This window comes from Marinomonas sp. 63XJN7_7_ISO-PGPR-S23-202, assembly GCF_056173505.1.
Window position 1 is genome coordinate 488,187 of the sequence record NZ_CM149677.1, and the last position, 16,704, is coordinate 504,890.

The 16,704-nt window shown below is 46.7% G+C and carries 15 protein-coding genes; 9 read left to right on the forward strand and 6 right to left on the reverse strand.

Annotation, left to right across the window (positions count from 1 at the left end):
• Positions 1-100: 100 nt before the first annotated feature.
• The 4 genes from iolE to iolG form a co-directional block, all read right to left on the reverse strand.
• The gene (iolE, locus tag AC0VYG_RS02140; protein WP_475430711.1) at positions 101-1,000 is read right to left on the reverse strand and encodes a myo-inosose-2 dehydratase; all 900 of its coding nucleotides are present in this window, start codon (positions 998-1,000) and stop codon (positions 101-103) included.
• Between the two features lie 34 nt (positions 1,001-1,034).
• Positions 1,035-2,885 carry a 3D-(3,5/4)-trihydroxycyclohexane-1,2-dione acylhydrolase (decyclizing) gene (gene iolD, locus AC0VYG_RS02145; protein ID WP_475430712.1) on the reverse strand — a complete coding sequence of 617 codons (1,851 nt, stop codon included), beginning with the start codon at positions 2,883-2,885 and terminating at the stop codon, positions 1,035-1,037.
• A gap of 20 nt (positions 2,886-2,905) precedes the next feature.
• The gene (locus AC0VYG_RS02150) at positions 2,906-4,846 is read right to left on the reverse strand and encodes a bifunctional 5-dehydro-2-deoxygluconokinase/5-dehydro-2-deoxyphosphogluconate aldolase (protein WP_475430713.1); all 1,941 of its coding nucleotides are present in this window, start codon (positions 4,844-4,846) and stop codon (positions 2,906-2,908) included.
• 257 nt (positions 4,847-5,103) lie between these two features.
• The gene (gene iolG / locus AC0VYG_RS02155) at positions 5,104-6,114 is read right to left on the reverse strand and encodes a bifunctional inositol 2-dehydrogenase/D-chiro-inositol 1-dehydrogenase (RefSeq protein WP_475430714.1); all 1,011 of its coding nucleotides are present in this window, start codon (positions 6,112-6,114) and stop codon (positions 5,104-5,106) included.
• Between the two features lie 346 nt (positions 6,115-6,460).
• Between iolG and AC0VYG_RS02160 the strand changes: the two genes are divergently transcribed.
• The 4 genes from AC0VYG_RS02160 (at position 6,461) to AC0VYG_RS02175 (ending at position 11,193) form a co-directional block, all read left to right on the forward strand.
• A complete protein-coding gene (locus tag AC0VYG_RS02160) occupies positions 6,461-7,387 on the forward strand; it encodes a sugar ABC transporter substrate-binding protein (protein ID WP_475430715.1) in 927 nt (308 codons plus the stop codon).
• A 57-nt stretch (positions 7,388-7,444) separates the two neighbouring features.
• Positions 7,445-8,995 carry a sugar ABC transporter ATP-binding protein gene (locus AC0VYG_RS02165; RefSeq protein WP_475430716.1) on the forward strand — a complete coding sequence of 517 codons (1,551 nt, stop codon included), beginning with the start codon at positions 7,445-7,447 and terminating at the stop codon, positions 8,993-8,995.
• A gap of 48 nt (positions 8,996-9,043) precedes the next feature.
• Positions 9,044-10,087 carry an ABC transporter permease gene (locus AC0VYG_RS02170; RefSeq protein WP_475430717.1) on the forward strand — a complete coding sequence of 348 codons (1,044 nt, stop codon included), beginning with the start codon at positions 9,044-9,046 and terminating at the stop codon, positions 10,085-10,087.
• A 269-nt stretch (positions 10,088-10,356) separates the two neighbouring features.
• The gene (locus AC0VYG_RS02175; RefSeq protein ID WP_475430718.1) at positions 10,357-11,193 is read left to right on the forward strand and encodes a MurR/RpiR family transcriptional regulator; all 837 of its coding nucleotides are present in this window, start codon (positions 10,357-10,359) and stop codon (positions 11,191-11,193) included.
• Between the two features lie 62 nt (positions 11,194-11,255).
• Here the strand turns inward: AC0VYG_RS02175 and iolB are convergent, their stop codons facing one another.
• A complete protein-coding gene (iolB, locus tag AC0VYG_RS02180; RefSeq protein ID WP_475430719.1) occupies positions 11,256-12,128 on the reverse strand; it encodes a 5-deoxy-glucuronate isomerase in 873 nt (290 codons plus the stop codon).
• A gap of 235 nt (positions 12,129-12,363) precedes the next feature.
• On the reverse strand, positions 12,364-13,212 hold the full coding sequence (locus AC0VYG_RS02185; protein WP_475430720.1) for a 2OG-Fe(II) oxygenase family protein: 849 nt from the start codon (positions 13,210-13,212) through the stop codon (positions 12,364-12,366).
• A gap of 559 nt (positions 13,213-13,771) precedes the next feature.
• Between AC0VYG_RS02185 and AC0VYG_RS02190 the strand changes: the two genes are divergently transcribed.
• From AC0VYG_RS02190 to AC0VYG_RS02210, 5 genes are all read left to right on the forward strand, one after another.
• Positions 13,772-14,338, forward strand: coding sequence for a YqgE/AlgH family protein (locus AC0VYG_RS02190; protein WP_475430721.1), 567 nt, complete (start codon positions 13,772-13,774; stop codon positions 14,336-14,338).
• Positions 14,338-14,796 carry a Holliday junction resolvase RuvX gene (gene ruvX / locus AC0VYG_RS02195; protein WP_475430722.1) on the forward strand — a complete coding sequence of 153 codons (459 nt, stop codon included), beginning with the start codon at positions 14,338-14,340 and terminating at the stop codon, positions 14,794-14,796. The genes AC0VYG_RS02190 and ruvX overlap by 1 nt, the downstream gene beginning before the upstream one ends.
• Positions 14,797-14,902: 106 nt before the next feature.
• Positions 14,903-15,400, forward strand: coding sequence for a bifunctional pyr operon transcriptional regulator/uracil phosphoribosyltransferase PyrR (gene pyrR / locus AC0VYG_RS02200; protein ID WP_475430723.1), 498 nt, complete (start codon positions 14,903-14,905; stop codon positions 15,398-15,400).
• A 55-nt stretch (positions 15,401-15,455) separates the two neighbouring features.
• A complete protein-coding gene (locus tag AC0VYG_RS02205; protein WP_475430724.1) occupies positions 15,456-15,620 on the forward strand; it encodes a hypothetical protein in 165 nt (54 codons plus the stop codon).
• Positions 15,621-15,707: 87 nt separating this feature from the next.
• On the forward strand, positions 15,708-16,703 hold the full coding sequence (locus tag AC0VYG_RS02210; protein ID WP_475430725.1) for an aspartate carbamoyltransferase catalytic subunit: 996 nt from the start codon (positions 15,708-15,710) through the stop codon (positions 16,701-16,703).
• The last annotated feature ends 1 nt before the right edge of the window (position 16,704 follow it).

The window sequence follows — 16,704 nt, forward strand, 5'->3', positions numbered from 1 at the left end:
AACACCCACACTAAAAAAGCCCACCATCTGGTGGGCAAACCGTTGCTAGATCTATGAGTGCAAAATGATGCGACTTTCGTGAACGCTCTTAAGCGTGGATTTAGGCGATTAAGTCGAGACCTGTTTCAGCGCACAGGGCTTTTAGGTTGTTCGCCCCCATTGTGGCGTAGGTAAGAGGGTGCGCGACGGCCGGGTCTTGTTCTGCTTCGACCACCAACCAGCCTGAATAGTGGCTTGCTTTGAGTTGTCTAAACAAACTTGCATAGTCGATAAAACCATCCCCAGGCACGGTGAATACTCCGTTTAGCATGGCATCAAGAAAGCTTAAATCACGGTTTTTGGCGTCTTTTAAAATATCTTTTCGCAGGTCTTTGCAATGTACATGCACCACGCGATCGGCATGTTTGGCTTGTACTTCTAGAGGATTGCCTCCGGCAAAAGTCAGGTGTCCAGTGTCGATCAATAACCCCACAGAAGGCCCAGTGTGCTTCATCAATAGATCGATTTCTTTTTGCGTCTCAATCACGGTACCCATGTGATGGTGATAGGCGATTTGTACTCCTTCGGATAAGCAATAATTTGCCACTTGAGTGAGCTTGTGGCCCATTTCGGCGATTTGTACTTCACTGATACTCGGGCGATAAGACAGAGGTGTGTCTTGTTTGCCATGAATACAGTCTGTGACTTCGCAATACACCATGACCTTGGCACCAAGGGTTTTAAGCAGGTGTAAGTGGGGTTGAATGGCGATAATTTCCTCTTCCACACTGCGAGTAAGCAGCTCGCCGCTAAACCAGCCTGAGACCAAATCCAACTTGTGAGCATTTAAAATAGGTCCAAGTACTTCGGGAGTACGAGGAAACTTTTGTCCCAACTCAAAGCCGCTAAAGCCCGCTTGTTTACCTTCGCTTAGGCAGGTTTCTAGAGGCGTATCTGCGCCAAGTGAAGGCATGTCGTCGTTAGTCCAAGTAAGTGGGTTGATACCGATTCTGACTGTCATTATTATTTTTCTCCAATCAATGTGAAAGCTGGAATCACAAGTTGTTAAACTGTTGTTGTTTTTGTTTTTCATACTCTTCGCGAGCAGTACGAACTTGCTCCCGTTCAGACACTTCCGCTAATGCCACATCCCACCAATGGCCCCCTTCTTCTGTGGTTGCTAGAGGATCGGTGTCCAAAGTAATGATGTAGCTGATCGGAGAGGCTTTCGCGCGGACAAGCGCTTGTTCTAGCTCGGCAATATTGGCGACTTTTTCGGCATTGGCACCCAGCGCTTTGGCATGGGCGGCAAAATCGGTTTTTGGTGCGCCTTCTGGCACCGTTAAGCAATCGTCCAGTAGGTTGTTGAAGCCTGCTCCACCGCCTGATTGTTGCAAGCGGTTGATGCAGCCAAAACCACGGTTATCGAGTACCACAGCAATGATTTTTTGACCGAGCATGACAGACGTCGCGATTTCCGAGTTCAGCATAAGGTAAGAGCCATCGCCCACCATGACGAAAACGTTCGCGTTTGGGGTGGCCATTTTGGCACCGATACCACCCGCTAATTCATAGCCCATGCAAGAGTAGCCATATTCCATGTGATAGCCGCGAGGGTGGCGAGTGCGCCACAGTTTGTGTAATTCGCCTGGTAGGCCACCTGCGGCGCACAGCACCATGTCGTTATCGTTTGCGGCACGATTAACGGCACCAATTACTTGCGCGTCCGTGGGTAAATCCAACCCTTTATCGGCCGTGGCTTGATCAACAATCTGATGCCAGTTGATGCGTTCTGCTTCCGCTTTGTCACACCAAGTTGTGTCTACTCGCCAGTCTTCTAGTGCTTGGTTTAATCGGTCCAGTGTGAGTTTGGCGTCACCCACCAAGGCTTGGCTTTTGTGTTTGATCGCATCAAAGGAGGCGACATTAATGCTAAGAATTTTTGCTTCAGGGTGAATCAAGGCGCGAGAACCTGTAGTGAAATCGCCAAGGCGTGTCCCCACTGCGATGACTAAATCCGCTTCACCGAACAACTGATTCGCGGCGGCCCCCCCCGTCACACCCACCGAGCCCATATTCTGTTGATGATCCCAAGGTAAGGCTCCTTTGCCAGCTTGGGTTTCGCCAACAGGCAATCGATGTTGGCTAACAAATTGTTCAAACGACGCTAAGGCGCCGGAATAATGTAAGCCGCCTCCGGCGATGACAACGGGCTTTTTCGCGTGGCGAATCAGCGTAATGGCATCTTCTAGCTCCTGTTCGTCGGGCCCTTGGCGACGCAAACGGTGAACTTTTTCTTGAAAGAAGTCCGCAGGGTAATCAAAGGCCATGGTTTGTACATCTTGGGGCATGGCAAGGGTGACAGGGCCACATTCAATGGGATCCAGCAAAACTCGCATTGCCTGAGGCAGTGAGGCGAGCAATTGCTCAGGGCGCGTGATGCGATCGAAAAATCGACTCACCGGACGAAAGCAGTCGTTCGATGTGAGGGTCATGTCGTGAAAGTTTTCGACTTGCTGCAATACAGGATCTGGCAGTCGAGTGGCAAAGGTATCGCCCGGTAACAAAAGTACCGGAATACGATTCACATGAGCAACCGCTGCAGCGGTGACCATATTCAACGAGCCTGGGCCAGCCGAGGCGGTACAGGCCATCATTTGTTGTCGGTTCTTGGTTTTGGCAAAGGCAATTGCCGCGTGTGTCATGGCTTGTTCGTTGTGGGCGCGATAAGTCGGCAATTGTTCTTTCACTTGATAAAGTGCTTCCCCGAGCCCCGCGACATTACCGTGTCCGAAAATCCCCCATACACCCGCGAACATGGGCTGGACGCCGGATTCCGTTGCGATTTTTTGCGCCATCAGGTAACGCACGACGGCTTGTGCCATGGTTAATCGAATGCTGTTCATTATTGCTGATTCCTCTTCCATTAAGCCTGCATTTTGTGGGAAGGTGCGTCGATATGACGTGCTTTCCAGTAGGAAACTAATTCCAAATAATTGGCGACAATGGCGTCGATAAACTGCTGATCGTTATAGCGATTGGCGAACCATTCTCGACTTGGGCCGCTGAAGATAGAGCGACCCACTGCAAAGCCTTTGCAAATATCGAATCCTGCACTATTGGCAAAGCCTTCTTTTAATTCCTCCATTGGGGCATCCAATCCCAGCATGACCACGCCACGACAATGGGCGTCGTTCTGGTGGATGACCTCGGTAATTGCTTGCCAGTTGGCGGTTGATTGAGGCGGAAGTTTCCACCAATCTGGGCGCACATTCAGGTGATAAAAACGCTTCAACGAGTCGGTAAAAATGCTCTCATCATAGTCTTTATCGAGCGGTGGAATGATCTCCAATAAAAATTCATGGCCAGACGCAGAGCAGGCTTTATAAAGCTCCATCACTTGACGCTCTTGTGCGCTGCGCAATGAAATGTCATCTTGGTTATGATAAAACACCAAGCATTTCACAATGTGTTCTTTAGGCCAGTTTTTTAGTCTAGAACCAATGCTGCGTCCGCCTTCGAGTTCAATGGGACGGGAGCTAGGTAATTCCACTGGACGACCAATCCATATGCCTTTCCCCGTCACTTCATTTAGAGCATCTTGACCGTATGTGTCATCGATTAACACACCGTACTGACTTCCACCCAATTGTGTTGAACCAACTGCTAAGGCTTTGACTAATAAGCGTTTTAAGGTTTTGATACGGTCCAGGTCTGCATTTTCTGCTCGCGCCAGATCAAACAATTGCTTGCGGTGATCAAAAGCGAGAATACACAGGTCTTGCCAGTGATAGGGCAGTCGCTCTGTGGTGACTCTGTGTAAGTGGTTGAGTTCGCGATCAAGATCGGGGCGTTTTATTTGCTCTGCATGGGCGATGTAGTAGTCCAGTTCTTCGGCACTTGGAATCGCTGGCGCACAACCATGGCGGGATACGACTAAAGCGCCACAGGCATTGGCATAAGTGCAACATTTTTCAGCGGGTTCACCATGAATCCAACCTCGTAAAAAGCCGCTCATAAAGGCATCGCCAGCCCCCAACACATTCAGCACATCAACACGTACCCCAGTGTGCAAAACAAAATCTTGCTCGCTATTAGGAATCTCACCTTTGAGCACCGTACAACCTTGCGCTCCGAGTTTGAGGACGATGGTTGCGCGGCTTAATTCTCGGATGCTTTTTAATGCTCGGATGGTGTCAGTGCTGCCTCCCGCAATGTGAATTTCTTCTTCTGTGCCGACGATAAGATCAAAATCGGGCAAAATACTTTGTAAGTGTGCAGAGACTTTTTCATTAGAAATAAAGCGTGTTTCACCATCGCCAGGGCTGGTTAATCCCCAAAGAACAGGGCGATAGTCAATGTCTAGCACGCATTTGGTGCCTCTTTGTTTCGCATAAGTGATGGCTTGTTTGCTGGTCTCATACGTGTGTTCGGTGGAAAAATGCGTCCCTGTGATCACTAAGGCTTTTGCCGAACCAATAAAATCAGCATCAAAGTCGTCTTTGCTCACAGCCATATCGGCGCAATCGTTACGGTAAAAAATCAGCGGAAAGGTGTCTTGATCTTTAATGCCCAACATCACTAACGCGGTAAGACGTTGTGGGTCCGTAATGACATGGCCGGTATCGACGCCAGCACGAGCAAGCTCTTCTCTGACAAAGCGTCCCATATGTTCGTTACCAACGCGTGTCAGCATGGCACTTTTTAAGCCAAGGCGAGCGGTGCCAAAAGCCATGTTGCCAGAGGAACCGCCAAGGTATTTTGCAAAGCTTGAGACGTCTTCCAAACGGCTGCCTATCTGCTCGGAATACATATCGACAGCCGCTCGTCCAAGACAGATTAGATCAAGGTTTTTTTCAACGAGCATAGTGTTCTCTCCCGTATTAACCTAAAAATGACGATGGCGTGAAGCACAAGGGCGTCATGGGTTATTGTTATTATCGTATATCACATCACAATCAAAATAGAATAAATATTCCATTATTGCAATGTTTTAGAATTATTTTATTCGTTTTATCCGTAAGCGCGTGAATTGGATGATTTTTGGAATGTTTATTTCAAAGACAAGCATCGTGCCGATGGTCTTGTCTTTGACACACACTACTCAAATCAATGTGCTCTAAGTTAGCGATAGAAGGCTGGTCGTTCCGGCAGCTCAATCGCCTCAATCTGGCCGCTTTGTTGTGCTTTGACACAAGCGTCTGCCGACACGGCTGCCGCTAAACCGTTCCAGGAGGATGGGCCTGTCAGCTGTTCTGCGTGCACGCCATTAATAAAGTCTTGCAGTTCCACATCATAGGAATCGATAAAACGTTCTTTCCAATCGACCAGTAATTCGTTTCCTAGTTGGGCGTTTTTGCGCAGGGTGACGGATTGTGGTTCTGGTAAGTTGGCAATGCCTTCTTCACCGACAACCGCACACTGAATATCGTAGCCATACTGGCAGTTAACAAAGACTTCTACATCAATGCGAACGCCTTTTTGGGTTTCCAGTAGCACAATTTGCGGGTCCGCGAGTTGCTCATGGGCGTGGGGCGTTTTACGGGGAAAGATTACTTGGGCACTGACATATTCGTCGTCTAGTAGCCAGCGAAAGACGTCTAATTCGTGAATGAGCGTGTCGTGAATAGCCATGGCGGTGACATAGTTTTTGCCAACGGATTGATTACGGTGAGCCGCGTGAATCATCAGCGGAGTACCAATGTCTCCTTTATCGATCACAGCCTTAAGCATTTTATAGCCAGCATCATAGGGACGCATAAAGCCCACTTGGACGAGACGTTTTCCTGCTGACATTTCGGCATCAACGATGTTCTGACAACCTTGTGCGGTTGTGGCCAGTGGCTTTTCACAAAATACGTATTTACCCGTTTTAATCGCTGCCAACACATATTCTTCATGAGTTGCCCCCCATGAGGTAACGAGCACGGCATCCACACCACTTTTTGCGATCAGTTCGTGCCCGTCGGTATAAATAGTGGCGTTCAAATTTAGGTCACTTTTTACTTTTTCGGCCTGAGCAAGGTTTACATCCGTGAGGGCGATTACCTCTGCTCCTGTCAATGTTTGTGTGATTCGACGAGCGTGATCTGCACCAATTGCCCCTGTTCCAATTACGCCGATTTTAATACTCATTCTGGTGTTACCTCTTTTATTGTTGTTTTCCATAGGGTCTATGTAATGGCTTATTTGTTTGTCGTTGTGCTACTGCCAGACATATTGCTCTTAGTTTTTTTCGCCATCTTGTCGGTTGTCAAAAAAAATATCATGCAATTGATGATTATTTAGACTTGACAAAATTCCTTGCTACGTCCAAATTGGAACGTATATTCTATATTTAGTCAATAATAGAATTTATATTTGCTTTTAAGTGTGACAGCACACGGGACACAGACCCTTGTCTGTTTCACTTTTAAGTGTGCTTTACCGGGAACAATAAAAACAATAGAGCAAGATTGCTCACTCTTGAGGAAACTGCACAATGAAAAAATTACTCTTCGTCGCGGTCACGACATCGCTTTTAACGACCAGTGTGTTTGCTGCTGACTATAAAATTGGTGTCTCGATGGCGGCCTTTGACGATAACTTCTTAACTACGCTGCGTAATGGTATTGAAGCGGCGGCGAAAGATAATCACGTTGAAGTACAAATTGAAGATGCGAAAAATGGTATAGGCAATCAGCTTAATCAGGTTCAGAACTTTATTGCCTCCGGTGTTGATGCCATGATTATTAACCCCGTGGACACTGATGCCACCGTCTCAATGAGTGACGATGCGAAAGCCGCAGGTATTCCTGTGGTGTATGTTAATCGTCAGCCGATCAACGTCGATCTCCTACCTAAAAATGAAGCTTTTGTTGGCTCTAATGAAAAAGTTTCTGGCACCTTAGAAATGGAACAAGTGTGTAAGGATCTCCATGGCAAGGGCAAAATCGTTGTCATGATGGGAGAGTTAACCAATCAAGCCGCACTTCAGCGTACCAAAGACATTCATGATGTTATTGCCACGCCTGCCTGCTCTGGCATTTCTATTGTTCAGCAACAAACCGCTAACTGGTCGCGAACTCAGGGCAATAACCTGATGACCAATTGGATTGCTGCGGGCTTTAAGTTCGATGCGGTGGTGTCCAATAACGATGAAATGGCCATCGGTGCCATTCAGGCTCTAAAAGCCGCTGGTCGCCCGATGAATAGCGTTGTGGTGGCTGGTATTGATGCCACAGCGGATGGTTTGGCTGCGATGAAAGCAGGTGAGCTTGATGTGACTGTGTTTCAAAGTGCTAGTGGACAGGGACGGGGGGCGGTTGATACCGCACTTAAGTTGATCAAGGGAGAGAAAGTAGATCAAAAAGTATGGGTGCCATTTGAGTTGGTGACCCCTAAGAATATGAATAAATACATGCACTAAGTCGTTGTCTTATTTAGCTAAATCCATGTAATAACAATAATAAGGAGGGATTGCGTTATGACAAGCGCATCTGTCGTGGAACGCGAACCTGTTAATGGCGCAATTCCCCAGGATAATAACGTTGAGTATGTACTTGAGGTAAGGAATGTACGAAAGGCCTTTCCTGGGGTCTTGGCGTTAGACAATGTACAACTGCAAATCCGCCCTGGGACGGTGCATGCCCTAATGGGCGAAAATGGCGCGGGAAAATCCACTCTGATGAAAGTGATTGCTGGCATCTATCAACCGGACAATGGTGAAGTGCTATTGCGTGGTCAGCCAGTAACACTGGAAACGCCTCTAAAAGCACAGCAATCGGGTATCGCCATGATTCATCAAGAATTATTGCTGATGAACTACATGACGGTGGCTGAAAATATCTGGATTCGTCGAGAGCCGACCAATCAGTTTGGGTTCATTGATCATCGCAAAATGCATGACATGACAGCCAGCTTATTTAAACGCCTCAACATCAAATTAGACCCCGATGCTGAAGTTGGTACTTTATCGGTAGCGAACCGTCAAATGGTTGAGATCGCCAAGGCGGTGTCCCTTAACTCAGATGTGTTGATCATGGATGAACCGACCTCCACCATCACCGAGACTGAAGTGGCCCATCTGTTTGAGATCATCCGTAGCTTACGTGATCAGGGTATCGGTATTGTCTATATTACCCATAAAATGAATGAATTATTTGAAATTGCGGATGAATTTTCGGTGTTTCGTGATGGCAAATACATTGGTACCCATGCGTCGTCGGATGTGACCCGTGATGACATCATTCGTATGATGGTTGGGCGGGAAGTTTCACAGATGTTTCCTAAGGAAGAGGTGGCGTTAGGTGAGGTGGTATTGTCGGTTAAAAACCTGACTTTGGAAGGGGTATTTCATGATGTTTCCTTTGACGTGCGCGCAGGAGAAATATTAGGTTTTGCCGGTTTGGTTGGGGCGGGGCGTTCCAATGTGGCGGAAGCTTTATTTGGCGTGACGCCAGCGGACTCGGGTGAAATTTATATCGATGGCACAGAGGTTCACATTAAGAACCCCAATGATGCGATTAAGAATGGCATGGCCTTTCTAACGGAAGATCGCAAAGAAACGGGCTGCTTTCTCGCTTTAGACATTCAAGAAAACATTCAATCAGCAGTGCTTCATGAAGGTTTTACCAACAAAGGGGGTTTTGTTGATCAAGCCAAGCTCGACAAAGAGTCAGAAGAGATGTGCCGTAAATTACGTGTGAAAACACCCAGCATGGAAGAAACGATTGAAAACCTATCGGGTGGTAATCAGCAAAAAGTCTTGATAGGCCGTTGGTTGCTGACGCATCCCCATATATTAATTTTAGATGAACCAACACGAGGCATTGATGTGGGGGCGAAAGCCGAAATTCATTCCTTTGTGACCCAACTTGCTCACAAAGGGGTTGCCATCATTATGATTTCGTCTGAGTTGCCCGAAGTGTTGGGAATGAGTGATCGAGTGCTGGTCATGCACGAGGGTAGTGTAAAAGGTATCTTGAATCATGATGAAGCCAATCAGGTCTCCATCATGAATTTAGCCGCCCAATAAAACATTCGATAGCAACTAAAACGCCGACTATAAAAATAAGAGGTTGATATGACTACGTTAAATAACACCATGCAGGAGGCTAATGAGCCAAAGAAAGCACCTGCTAAAAAGCGTATCCCCCAAGAAGTAAACATATTATTCATTTTGATTGGTATTGCTATCATGTTTGAAGTGCTGGGGTGGCTCTTCGTCGGGCAAAGCTTTTTGATGAATATCAGTCGATTACAAATCATTGTCTTACAAGTCTCTGTTATCGGCATCATTGCCATCGGTGTGACCATGGTCATTATCACCGGTGGGATTGACTTATCCTCTGGGTCGCTGATTGCCATGTCGGGGATGATTGCGGCCACCTTTGCCCAGTCGAGTCAGTGGCCAAGAGTAATTTCTCCTTCATTAACTGACCTGCCTTTCTTTGTGCCTCTGTTGGTGGGGTTGGCGGTGGCTGGTGCGGCGGGGTTAATCAATGGTTTGTTGATTGCCAAAACCAAGATTCCTCCTTTTATCGCGACTTTGGGCATGATGGTCTCGGCTCGTGGTGTGGCCCGTTGGTATACTGACGGTAGTCCAGTGTCTGGTTTTACTCCAGATTTTATTATGATTGGCAATGGTTTGGGGCGCTGGATGCCAGTGGTGATCTTTATTGCGATGGCTATTGTTTTCCATATTGTCATGCGTTACACCCGCTTTGGTAAGTTTACCTATGCGATTGGCGCTAACCCACAAGCGGCAAGAGTTTCCGGGATTAATATTGATCGTCACTTAATCGTGTTGTATATGATTGCTGGCTTGTTGACGGGCTTAGCTGCCATGGTGACCATTTCCCGTATCCAAACGGCGCAAGCGGGTATGGGCTTAGGGTATGAGCTGGATGCGATTGCCGCATCGGTCATTGGCGGGGTCTCTTTGGCGGGCGGGCGTGGACGCATTGCTGGGACGGTGATCGGTACCTTGATTTTAGGTGTGATGATGTCAGGATTTACCTTTTTGCGAGTCGATGCTTATTATCAAGATATTATTAAGGGTGCCATCATTGTGCTGGCAGTGGTGGTTGATCAGCAGCGCCAGAATAAACGTAAAAAATCGACGTAACCTTTCTGAAGATCCAGTGACTCTCCTTATTCCTGTAGAGCCACTGGACTTTTACCCATTTCTAATGAGAGATGAGAATCGCTTCACTATGATAGATCGTTTGCTAGATTGGGTGGCTGGACTGTGTGACGGGACTTGAGTTAGAATTTTTATTCCAATTTAGGAACAGACATTTATAAACGATTATTTCCATTCTTTTGTCTACACCCTAACCTTATTGATGATTCAGTGGGGTGTTGTTTCCCCCTGTCATGAGTCACGAGTGCTTTATGAATGAAAAAATACCCGAGTCCTTAGCGGATTTGAATGAAATGATTAAACAGCAGCATGCTGAATTAAGTAAACGGCTGCGTCAGGTGGCGGAGTTTGTCTTAGAGTCTCCAAGTGAAGTCGCCTTTGGCACCGTTGCAGTGTTATCGAAAGATGCGGGGGTTCACCCTTCTACTTGGGTGCGTTTTGCCAATGCCTTTGGCTTCAGTGGCTTCAGTGAAATGCAAAAGCTGTTTCAGCAAAGTTTGATGTCGGAAATACCGAATTATCAAGAACGCATTAGAATGGCGCGTCATGCCCATAGTGAGCAGGCGGCAGAACAATCCCCTCACCAGTTATTGGCGCGTTTTTCCCAGGCTAACGCCTTGGCATTGGAGCATTTGAGTGAGGTCACCAGTGCGGAAGATTTAAGCCGCGCCATTGATATACTGGCTGAGGCGAAAGCGGCCCACATTGTGGGGGTACGCAGAGCCTTTGTGGTGGCCAGTTATTTTGCTTATGCGTTACGCCACATTGATCGTAAAGCCTATTTGATCGATGGAGTGGGGGGAATGTACAAGGAACAAGCGGGCAGTGTCGGGGAAGAAGATGTATTAATCGCCGTCAGTTTTCATCCTTATGCGGAAGAAACTCAGTTGGTTGCTAAGTCGGCTGCGGCGAAAGGCGTGCCTTTGATTGTGATTACGGATAACCATATAAGCCCATTGGCGTCTATTGCCTCGGTCTGTTTTGTGGTGAAAGAGGCAGAGATTGATTCGTTTCGTTCTTTATCATCTTCCCTTTGTTTAGCTCAGTCTCTATCAATTGGTTTAGCTTATGAATTAGAGAAGCATTAACGAGACTCATGGGAGTCTCGTTTAAACGCCAGCGTTACCAAGTACATAGTCTCAAGTCGAGGCTATGCAGACGGTGTGGATGATTGAGCTATTTTTTTGTCACGCTCAATAATCCATTCGTGGTCTGCGTCGTTATGGAAAATCCAGTTGCGTGTGGGGCCTGCCATCACATTTAAATAGTAGGATTGATAACCATGGGGTACGCCCACCGGGTGATAGCCCTCTGGCACCATAACCACATCACCATCTTCTACTGTCATGGTTTCATCTATACGGCGATCGTCGGTATACACTCGCTGAAAGACAAAGCCTTGTGGGGGATCAATACGGTGATAGTAAGTTTCTTCTAATTGTGTTTCTTTGGGAGCAGCATCCTGATCGTGTTTATGTGGCGGATAGCTAGACCAGTTACCACTTGGGGTAATGACCTCACAAACCAATAAGCTGTCTGCTTCTAGATTACCAAATAGAATATTACACACATGACGACGATTGCTGCCCACTCCACGGCTTTCAAATTGGCAATCGTCTGGGCGGATTAAGCGAGCAGCATACTTACCTGTTGATGGGGCTTGGCAAACCGCCAGTTCGATGTCGATGAGGGCTTCCATAGTAATGTTATCGTGGGGCGGTGCGTAGACGGCAAAGGGGGCTTTCTGATCAAAGACCGACTGTCTATCGCCTATATTCTGCCAAGTGTGTGCTTGGGTTTGCGCATTGGCATGGCCAGCCAGTAGCACCACGCAGACTTCTTTGTCTTCGGTATTGATAGAAAGCGTATTGCCTGCTTTGAGTGAGTGCGCTGCAAATCCGACGTATTGCCAATTGGCGCTTTCGGGGGTGATGCATTGAGTGAGCGTGCTGCCCTCTTGAGCCTGCTTTTTGGACAAAAGGTATGATCCAGAGGACTTAGGCATAGCATGCGACGTCGACATATTGAACTCCCGTTATGATGTTTCATCATCGTTTTTATTGTTGGGTGGTTTGGCTCAGCAAGGTATCAAGAACTGAACCTTCTATACATGGTTCTAACCATAAATCATCGTATTTTCCAAAACAATATAAAATAGAATTTTTATTTCAAAAATAATGGTGTGTGACGAAAAGCCAATAAAAAAGCACCAGACTAGGTGCTTTTTTGGGTAGGTTTTTGGTATCGAGAAGAGAATATTATTCTTCTGGGATAACGCCCAGTTCAATAAGACGCTCGCGCAAATAGCTTTTTGCTGTATGACGATCGGACAACACGACTTCTGGTTTTGGGTGCAAGAACAGCGGTAAGGAGATACGTGATTTCGTTTTGTCGGCCCCTTCTGGGTTAATCACACGGTGTGATGTGGAAGGGAAATAGCCACCAGACGCTTCTTGTAACATATCGCCGATATTCACCACCAAGGTGCCGAAATCACAAGGTACATCCATCCAAGAGCCATCTTTGGCTTTGACTTGTAAACCTGGCTCATTAGCGGACGGTAGAATGGTCAATAAGTTAATGTCTTCGTGAGCGCCTGCGCGGATCGCTCCAAGCTCTTCGTCCCCTTTCAATGGCGGGTAATGTAAAATACGCAGTAACGTTTGTTGGCTGCCCTCAACCATACTGGAAAGGGGTTGGGAGTAATGCTTCGCTACGTCGTCTGGGGAATATTCTTCAACCCAAGCTAACAACTCTTCCGCCAAGCTAGTGGCTTCGCCATAGTACTGAGCTAACAGTGGCTTTTGCTTTTCAGGGCACTGACCCCAAGGGTAGTAATGGAAATACTCTTTAATATCGCGTTTAGTATGACCTTTGGCCGTCTCTGCTACTTTAGGAGAGAAGTAACCATCCTGTGGGCCAACGTTATAGCGATAATCATGTTTACTTTCGCTTGAGAAAAAGGCCAGCCAATCCTCATAAATAGCGCTGACCAGTTCTTTTTTGATCGGGTGATTTTTCAGTACGCCAAACCCTGTCTCACGAAGAGATCTGACAAAGTCTTCAGCGGCGGTTGGGCTGGTGTAATCTACGGCTTTTAGTTGCATTGTGTGTGTCCTATTAAGTCTCTGTTTTGATATTTTGATCGTCAGTCCGCACTATTGCGGACCCATAACATGCGGCAAAAAAGAGTGACCTAAGAAGACCAACCACTATGAAAAAACATTTTCAAGTCAATGGCTTCGCCTAAGTAATGAGTGCAACTGTTCGAGCTTGTCGTCTGACAAGCGGCCCTATCCCCAACGGATGTCGTTGTAGAGGTAGTGAACAGAGTTGGCAAGGATATAACAGACATTTCAATGCTCTCTTACTGTGTCGCAAACTTCATGTGTAGAAAAGAAAGTGTAACAATGACTAGGAATGGGTTGAGTTCCTGTCACAATATGTAGTTTACTGTGTGAAACCTTTGTTTTGAAGTGAAACACGTATTAATTGTGTAGTTTGACTGGGTAAATCAAATACTTAACCTATAATATCCTGATCGGCGTCAAATTTTTACCGATACGAATACCGTAAGGCAACAAAAAGTTCTACACACCTTGAGTTTTACGAGGTCACATCCGACGCGAGATCCCTGCGTCTTCACAAAGAAGAGGGCAAGTTAATATGAATACATTTTTCGATTCGTTCAAAAATCATTTTCTCATTTCTATGCCACATCTTGATGATCCACATTTTGAACATACTGTGGTTTATCTTTGCGAGCACACACCAGAAGGGGCCATAGGTCTTGTCATTAATCGCCCTTCTAATATTGATTTCAGCGAGCTTGCAGAGCATTTGAAAATGACCATTACCGCCCCTACGTTAGCCTCTGACCCTATTTATCATGGTGGGCCAGTGGAATCCGAAAAGGGCTTTATTCTCCATACCTCTGAAAAATCTTGGAGCAATACGCTCAAAGTGAACGATGAGGTCTCTTTATCCGCCTCCCTAGAAGCACTAGAAGACATTGCGCGTGGCCAAGGTCCAGAGGCTTATCGTATTACACTTGGCTGTGCTGGTTGGGAAGCCGGGCAGTTGGAAAAAGAAATTGCGAATAACGATTGGCTGGTGTGCGAGGCGGATTTAGACGTATTATTCCATACTCCAAGCGATATGCAATTCACCGCCGCCACTAAGGTGCTGGGAATTGATATGACACGATTATCACCGGATATAGGACATGCTTAGTGACGGTTACCTCGTCTGAAAATGTTAACGATAAGCCCAATACTGAGCAATCAGTATTGGGCTTTGATTTTGGTACGACACGAATGGGGGTGGCGTTTGGTCAACGAATGTTGGGTACGGCACGTCCTCTCGCGCCTTTAAAAGCCAAAGAGGGTATCCCTAATTGGGATGAGATCGCAAAATTGGTAGAAGAGTGGCAACCGGATGCTTTTGTGGTGGGGCTGCCGCTGGATATGGATGGTGCTGAAAATGAGATGTGTCAACGGGCACGTAAATTTGCGAAACGTTTGCATGGACGTTTCAATCGTCCTTACCATATGATGGACGAACGGTTATCCTCTTTTGAGGCCAAAGGTCAGGTGATTGCCCGTGGTGGAAATCGCAATTTTAAAGAAAACTCAGTGGATGGGTTAGCCGCGCAAATGATTGTAGAAACCTGGTTCGCTGAAACGAACTGATCACTTAGGGCGTTTGGACCATAAGCTCATTTGAGCCATACACATATTCAAACCATACATATATTCGAGCCAGTAGATGGCAAGGCAGACAAAGGTTTAGATAGCGATGAAGTTAGATTTAGAGCGTTCTTTAGCGTCCATGAAAACGCAGTTAACGGCGTATTGTGCGAAAAAGAGCATAGAAAGCCCCATAGTGGTCGGTATTCACACCGGTGGCGTTTGGGTCGCCGAGCAGTTGATGAGTGCGGTGATGACGGAGGAGCCATTGGCGACGCTGGATATCACTTTTTATCGTGATGATTTCACTCGCGCAGGGCTGAATCCAAAAGTGAATCAAACGTTGCTTCCCGCTCTTGAAGATCGACATGTGATTCTGGTTGACGATGTGCTCATGTCTGGCCGTACGATTCGTGCCGCTATGAATGAAATTTTTGATTTTGGCCGTCCTGCCAGTATTACCTTGGCCATCTTATACGATTTAGGTCAGCATGAATTACCGATTCAGGCGGATATCGTGGGAGAGCAGCTGACGCTTAATTCTGATCAAAGGGTTAAGTTGTCTGGCCCTAATCCGCTGATGGTTTCTGTGCTGGATGCGCATTAAAGTGTGTTTCTGGCTTTATTTTTGCGTTAACAAATACGACAATTAGCAGATGGATATGAATGACGTTAATTCAGTTGAAAGTATGACAGACATCTCGACATTGGATGGTGTCCAGTGGGATGTCGATGAAAAGTATCGAAACAGTCTAAACCGTAACTGTTTGTGTGCTTTGATTATTCAATCCCTTGATTTTGTTAACGTTATGAATGCCCGGTTGTAGTCAGTCTGCACCGGGCATTTTTCCATCTATACCCTATTTAGAACAGAGAAAGGCGATACCGTCTTTGCAGTTTGAGGAAAGCAAACCATGATGCGATCCGAACCTCGGGCATTACAGTTAAACGAACACGGACAGCTTAAGCACTTTTTGACATTGGATGGTCTAGATAAAACCATTTTGACAGAAATTCTCGATCGAGCTGATTCCTTTCTATCCATGGGGGAGCAGTCGGTAAAAAAAGTTCCTCTGCTGCGCGGTAAAACCGTGGTAAACCTATTTTTCGAGAACTCTACTCGAACCCGAACGACCTTTGAATTGGCAGCCAAACGTCTCTCTGCGGACGTGATTAACCTCAATATTGAAACCTCTGCCACTTCCAAAGGTGAGTCGCTCCTGGATACGCTAAAAAACCTTGAAGCCATGCAGAGCGATATGTTTATTGTGCGTCATTCTGACAGCGGGGCCGCTCATTTTATTGCTGAGCATTGTACGCCTAATGTTGCCATCATTAACGCTGGGGATGGTCGTCATGCCCATCCGACTCAAGCCATGCTCGACATGTTAACAATTCGTCGTCATAAGGGGCGGTTTGATGGTCTGAAAGTCGCCATTGTGGGGGACATTCTGCACTCGCGCGTCGCGCGCTCTCAATTACAGGCACTTACCACACTGGGTGTAGAAGAGGTGCGTTTAGTTGGTCCGAAAACCTTAGTCCCTGCGTTTTTCGAGGAAATGGGGGCCACCATTTGTCATGATCTTCAAGCGGGTTTAAAGGATGTGGATGTCATTGTGATGTTGCGTCTACAAAAAGAGCGTATGAAGGGGGCATTGTTACCAAGTGAAGGGGAATTCTACCGCTTATATGGCTTAACAGAAGAGACCTTAGCGTGGGCGAAACCAGATGCCATTGTCATGCACCCTGGGCCGATTAATCGTGGTGTTGAAATTTCCTCTGAGGTCGCCGATGGAGCACACTCTGTGATTTTAAATCAAGTAACAAACGGCATTGCTGTGCGTATGGCCGTGTTATCCATGGCGATGAGTGGGCAGTTACAACGGGATAGTGGCGAGGATGAGAAATAAT

What these genes read in the sequence shown, in the direction of transcription:
- AC0VYG_RS02205 (WP_475430724.1), top strand. Translation starts at nt 15,456, where the DNA reads ATGAATGACGTTAATTCAGTTGAAAGTATGACAGACATCTCGACATTG.
- iolE (WP_475430711.1), bottom strand. Translation starts at nt 1,000, where the DNA reads ATGACAGTCAGAATCGGTATCAACCCACTTACTTGGACTAACGACGAC.
- AC0VYG_RS02185 (WP_475430720.1), bottom strand. Translation starts at nt 13,212, where the DNA reads ATGCAACTAAAAGCCGTAGATTACACCAGCCCAACCGCCGCTGAAGAC.
- iolB (WP_475430719.1), bottom strand. Translation starts at nt 12,128, where the DNA reads ATGTCGACGTCGCATGCTATGCCTAAGTCCTCTGGATCATACCTTTTG.
- iolD (WP_475430712.1), bottom strand. Translation starts at nt 2,885, where the DNA reads ATGAACAGCATTCGATTAACCATGGCACAAGCCGTCGTGCGTTACCTG.
- iolG (WP_475430714.1), bottom strand. Translation starts at nt 6,114, where the DNA reads ATGAGTATTAAAATCGGCGTAATTGGAACAGGGGCAATTGGTGCAGAT.
- AC0VYG_RS02150 (WP_475430713.1), bottom strand. Translation starts at nt 4,846, where the DNA reads ATGCTCGTTGAAAAAAACCTTGATCTAATCTGTCTTGGACGAGCGGCT.
- pyrR (WP_475430723.1), top strand. Translation starts at nt 14,903, where the DNA reads ATGAAGTTAGATTTAGAGCGTTCTTTAGCGTCCATGAAAACGCAGTTA.
- AC0VYG_RS02175 (WP_475430718.1), top strand. Translation starts at nt 10,357, where the DNA reads ATGAATGAAAAAATACCCGAGTCCTTAGCGGATTTGAATGAAATGATT.
- AC0VYG_RS02210 (WP_475430725.1), top strand. Translation starts at nt 15,708, where the DNA reads ATGATGCGATCCGAACCTCGGGCATTACAGTTAAACGAACACGGACAG.
- AC0VYG_RS02165 (WP_475430716.1), top strand. Translation starts at nt 7,445, where the DNA reads ATGACAAGCGCATCTGTCGTGGAACGCGAACCTGTTAATGGCGCAATT.
- AC0VYG_RS02170 (WP_475430717.1), top strand. Translation starts at nt 9,044, where the DNA reads ATGACTACGTTAAATAACACCATGCAGGAGGCTAATGAGCCAAAGAAA.
- AC0VYG_RS02190 (WP_475430721.1), top strand. Translation starts at nt 13,772, where the DNA reads ATGAATACATTTTTCGATTCGTTCAAAAATCATTTTCTCATTTCTATG.
- AC0VYG_RS02160 (WP_475430715.1), top strand. Translation starts at nt 6,461, where the DNA reads ATGAAAAAATTACTCTTCGTCGCGGTCACGACATCGCTTTTAACGACC.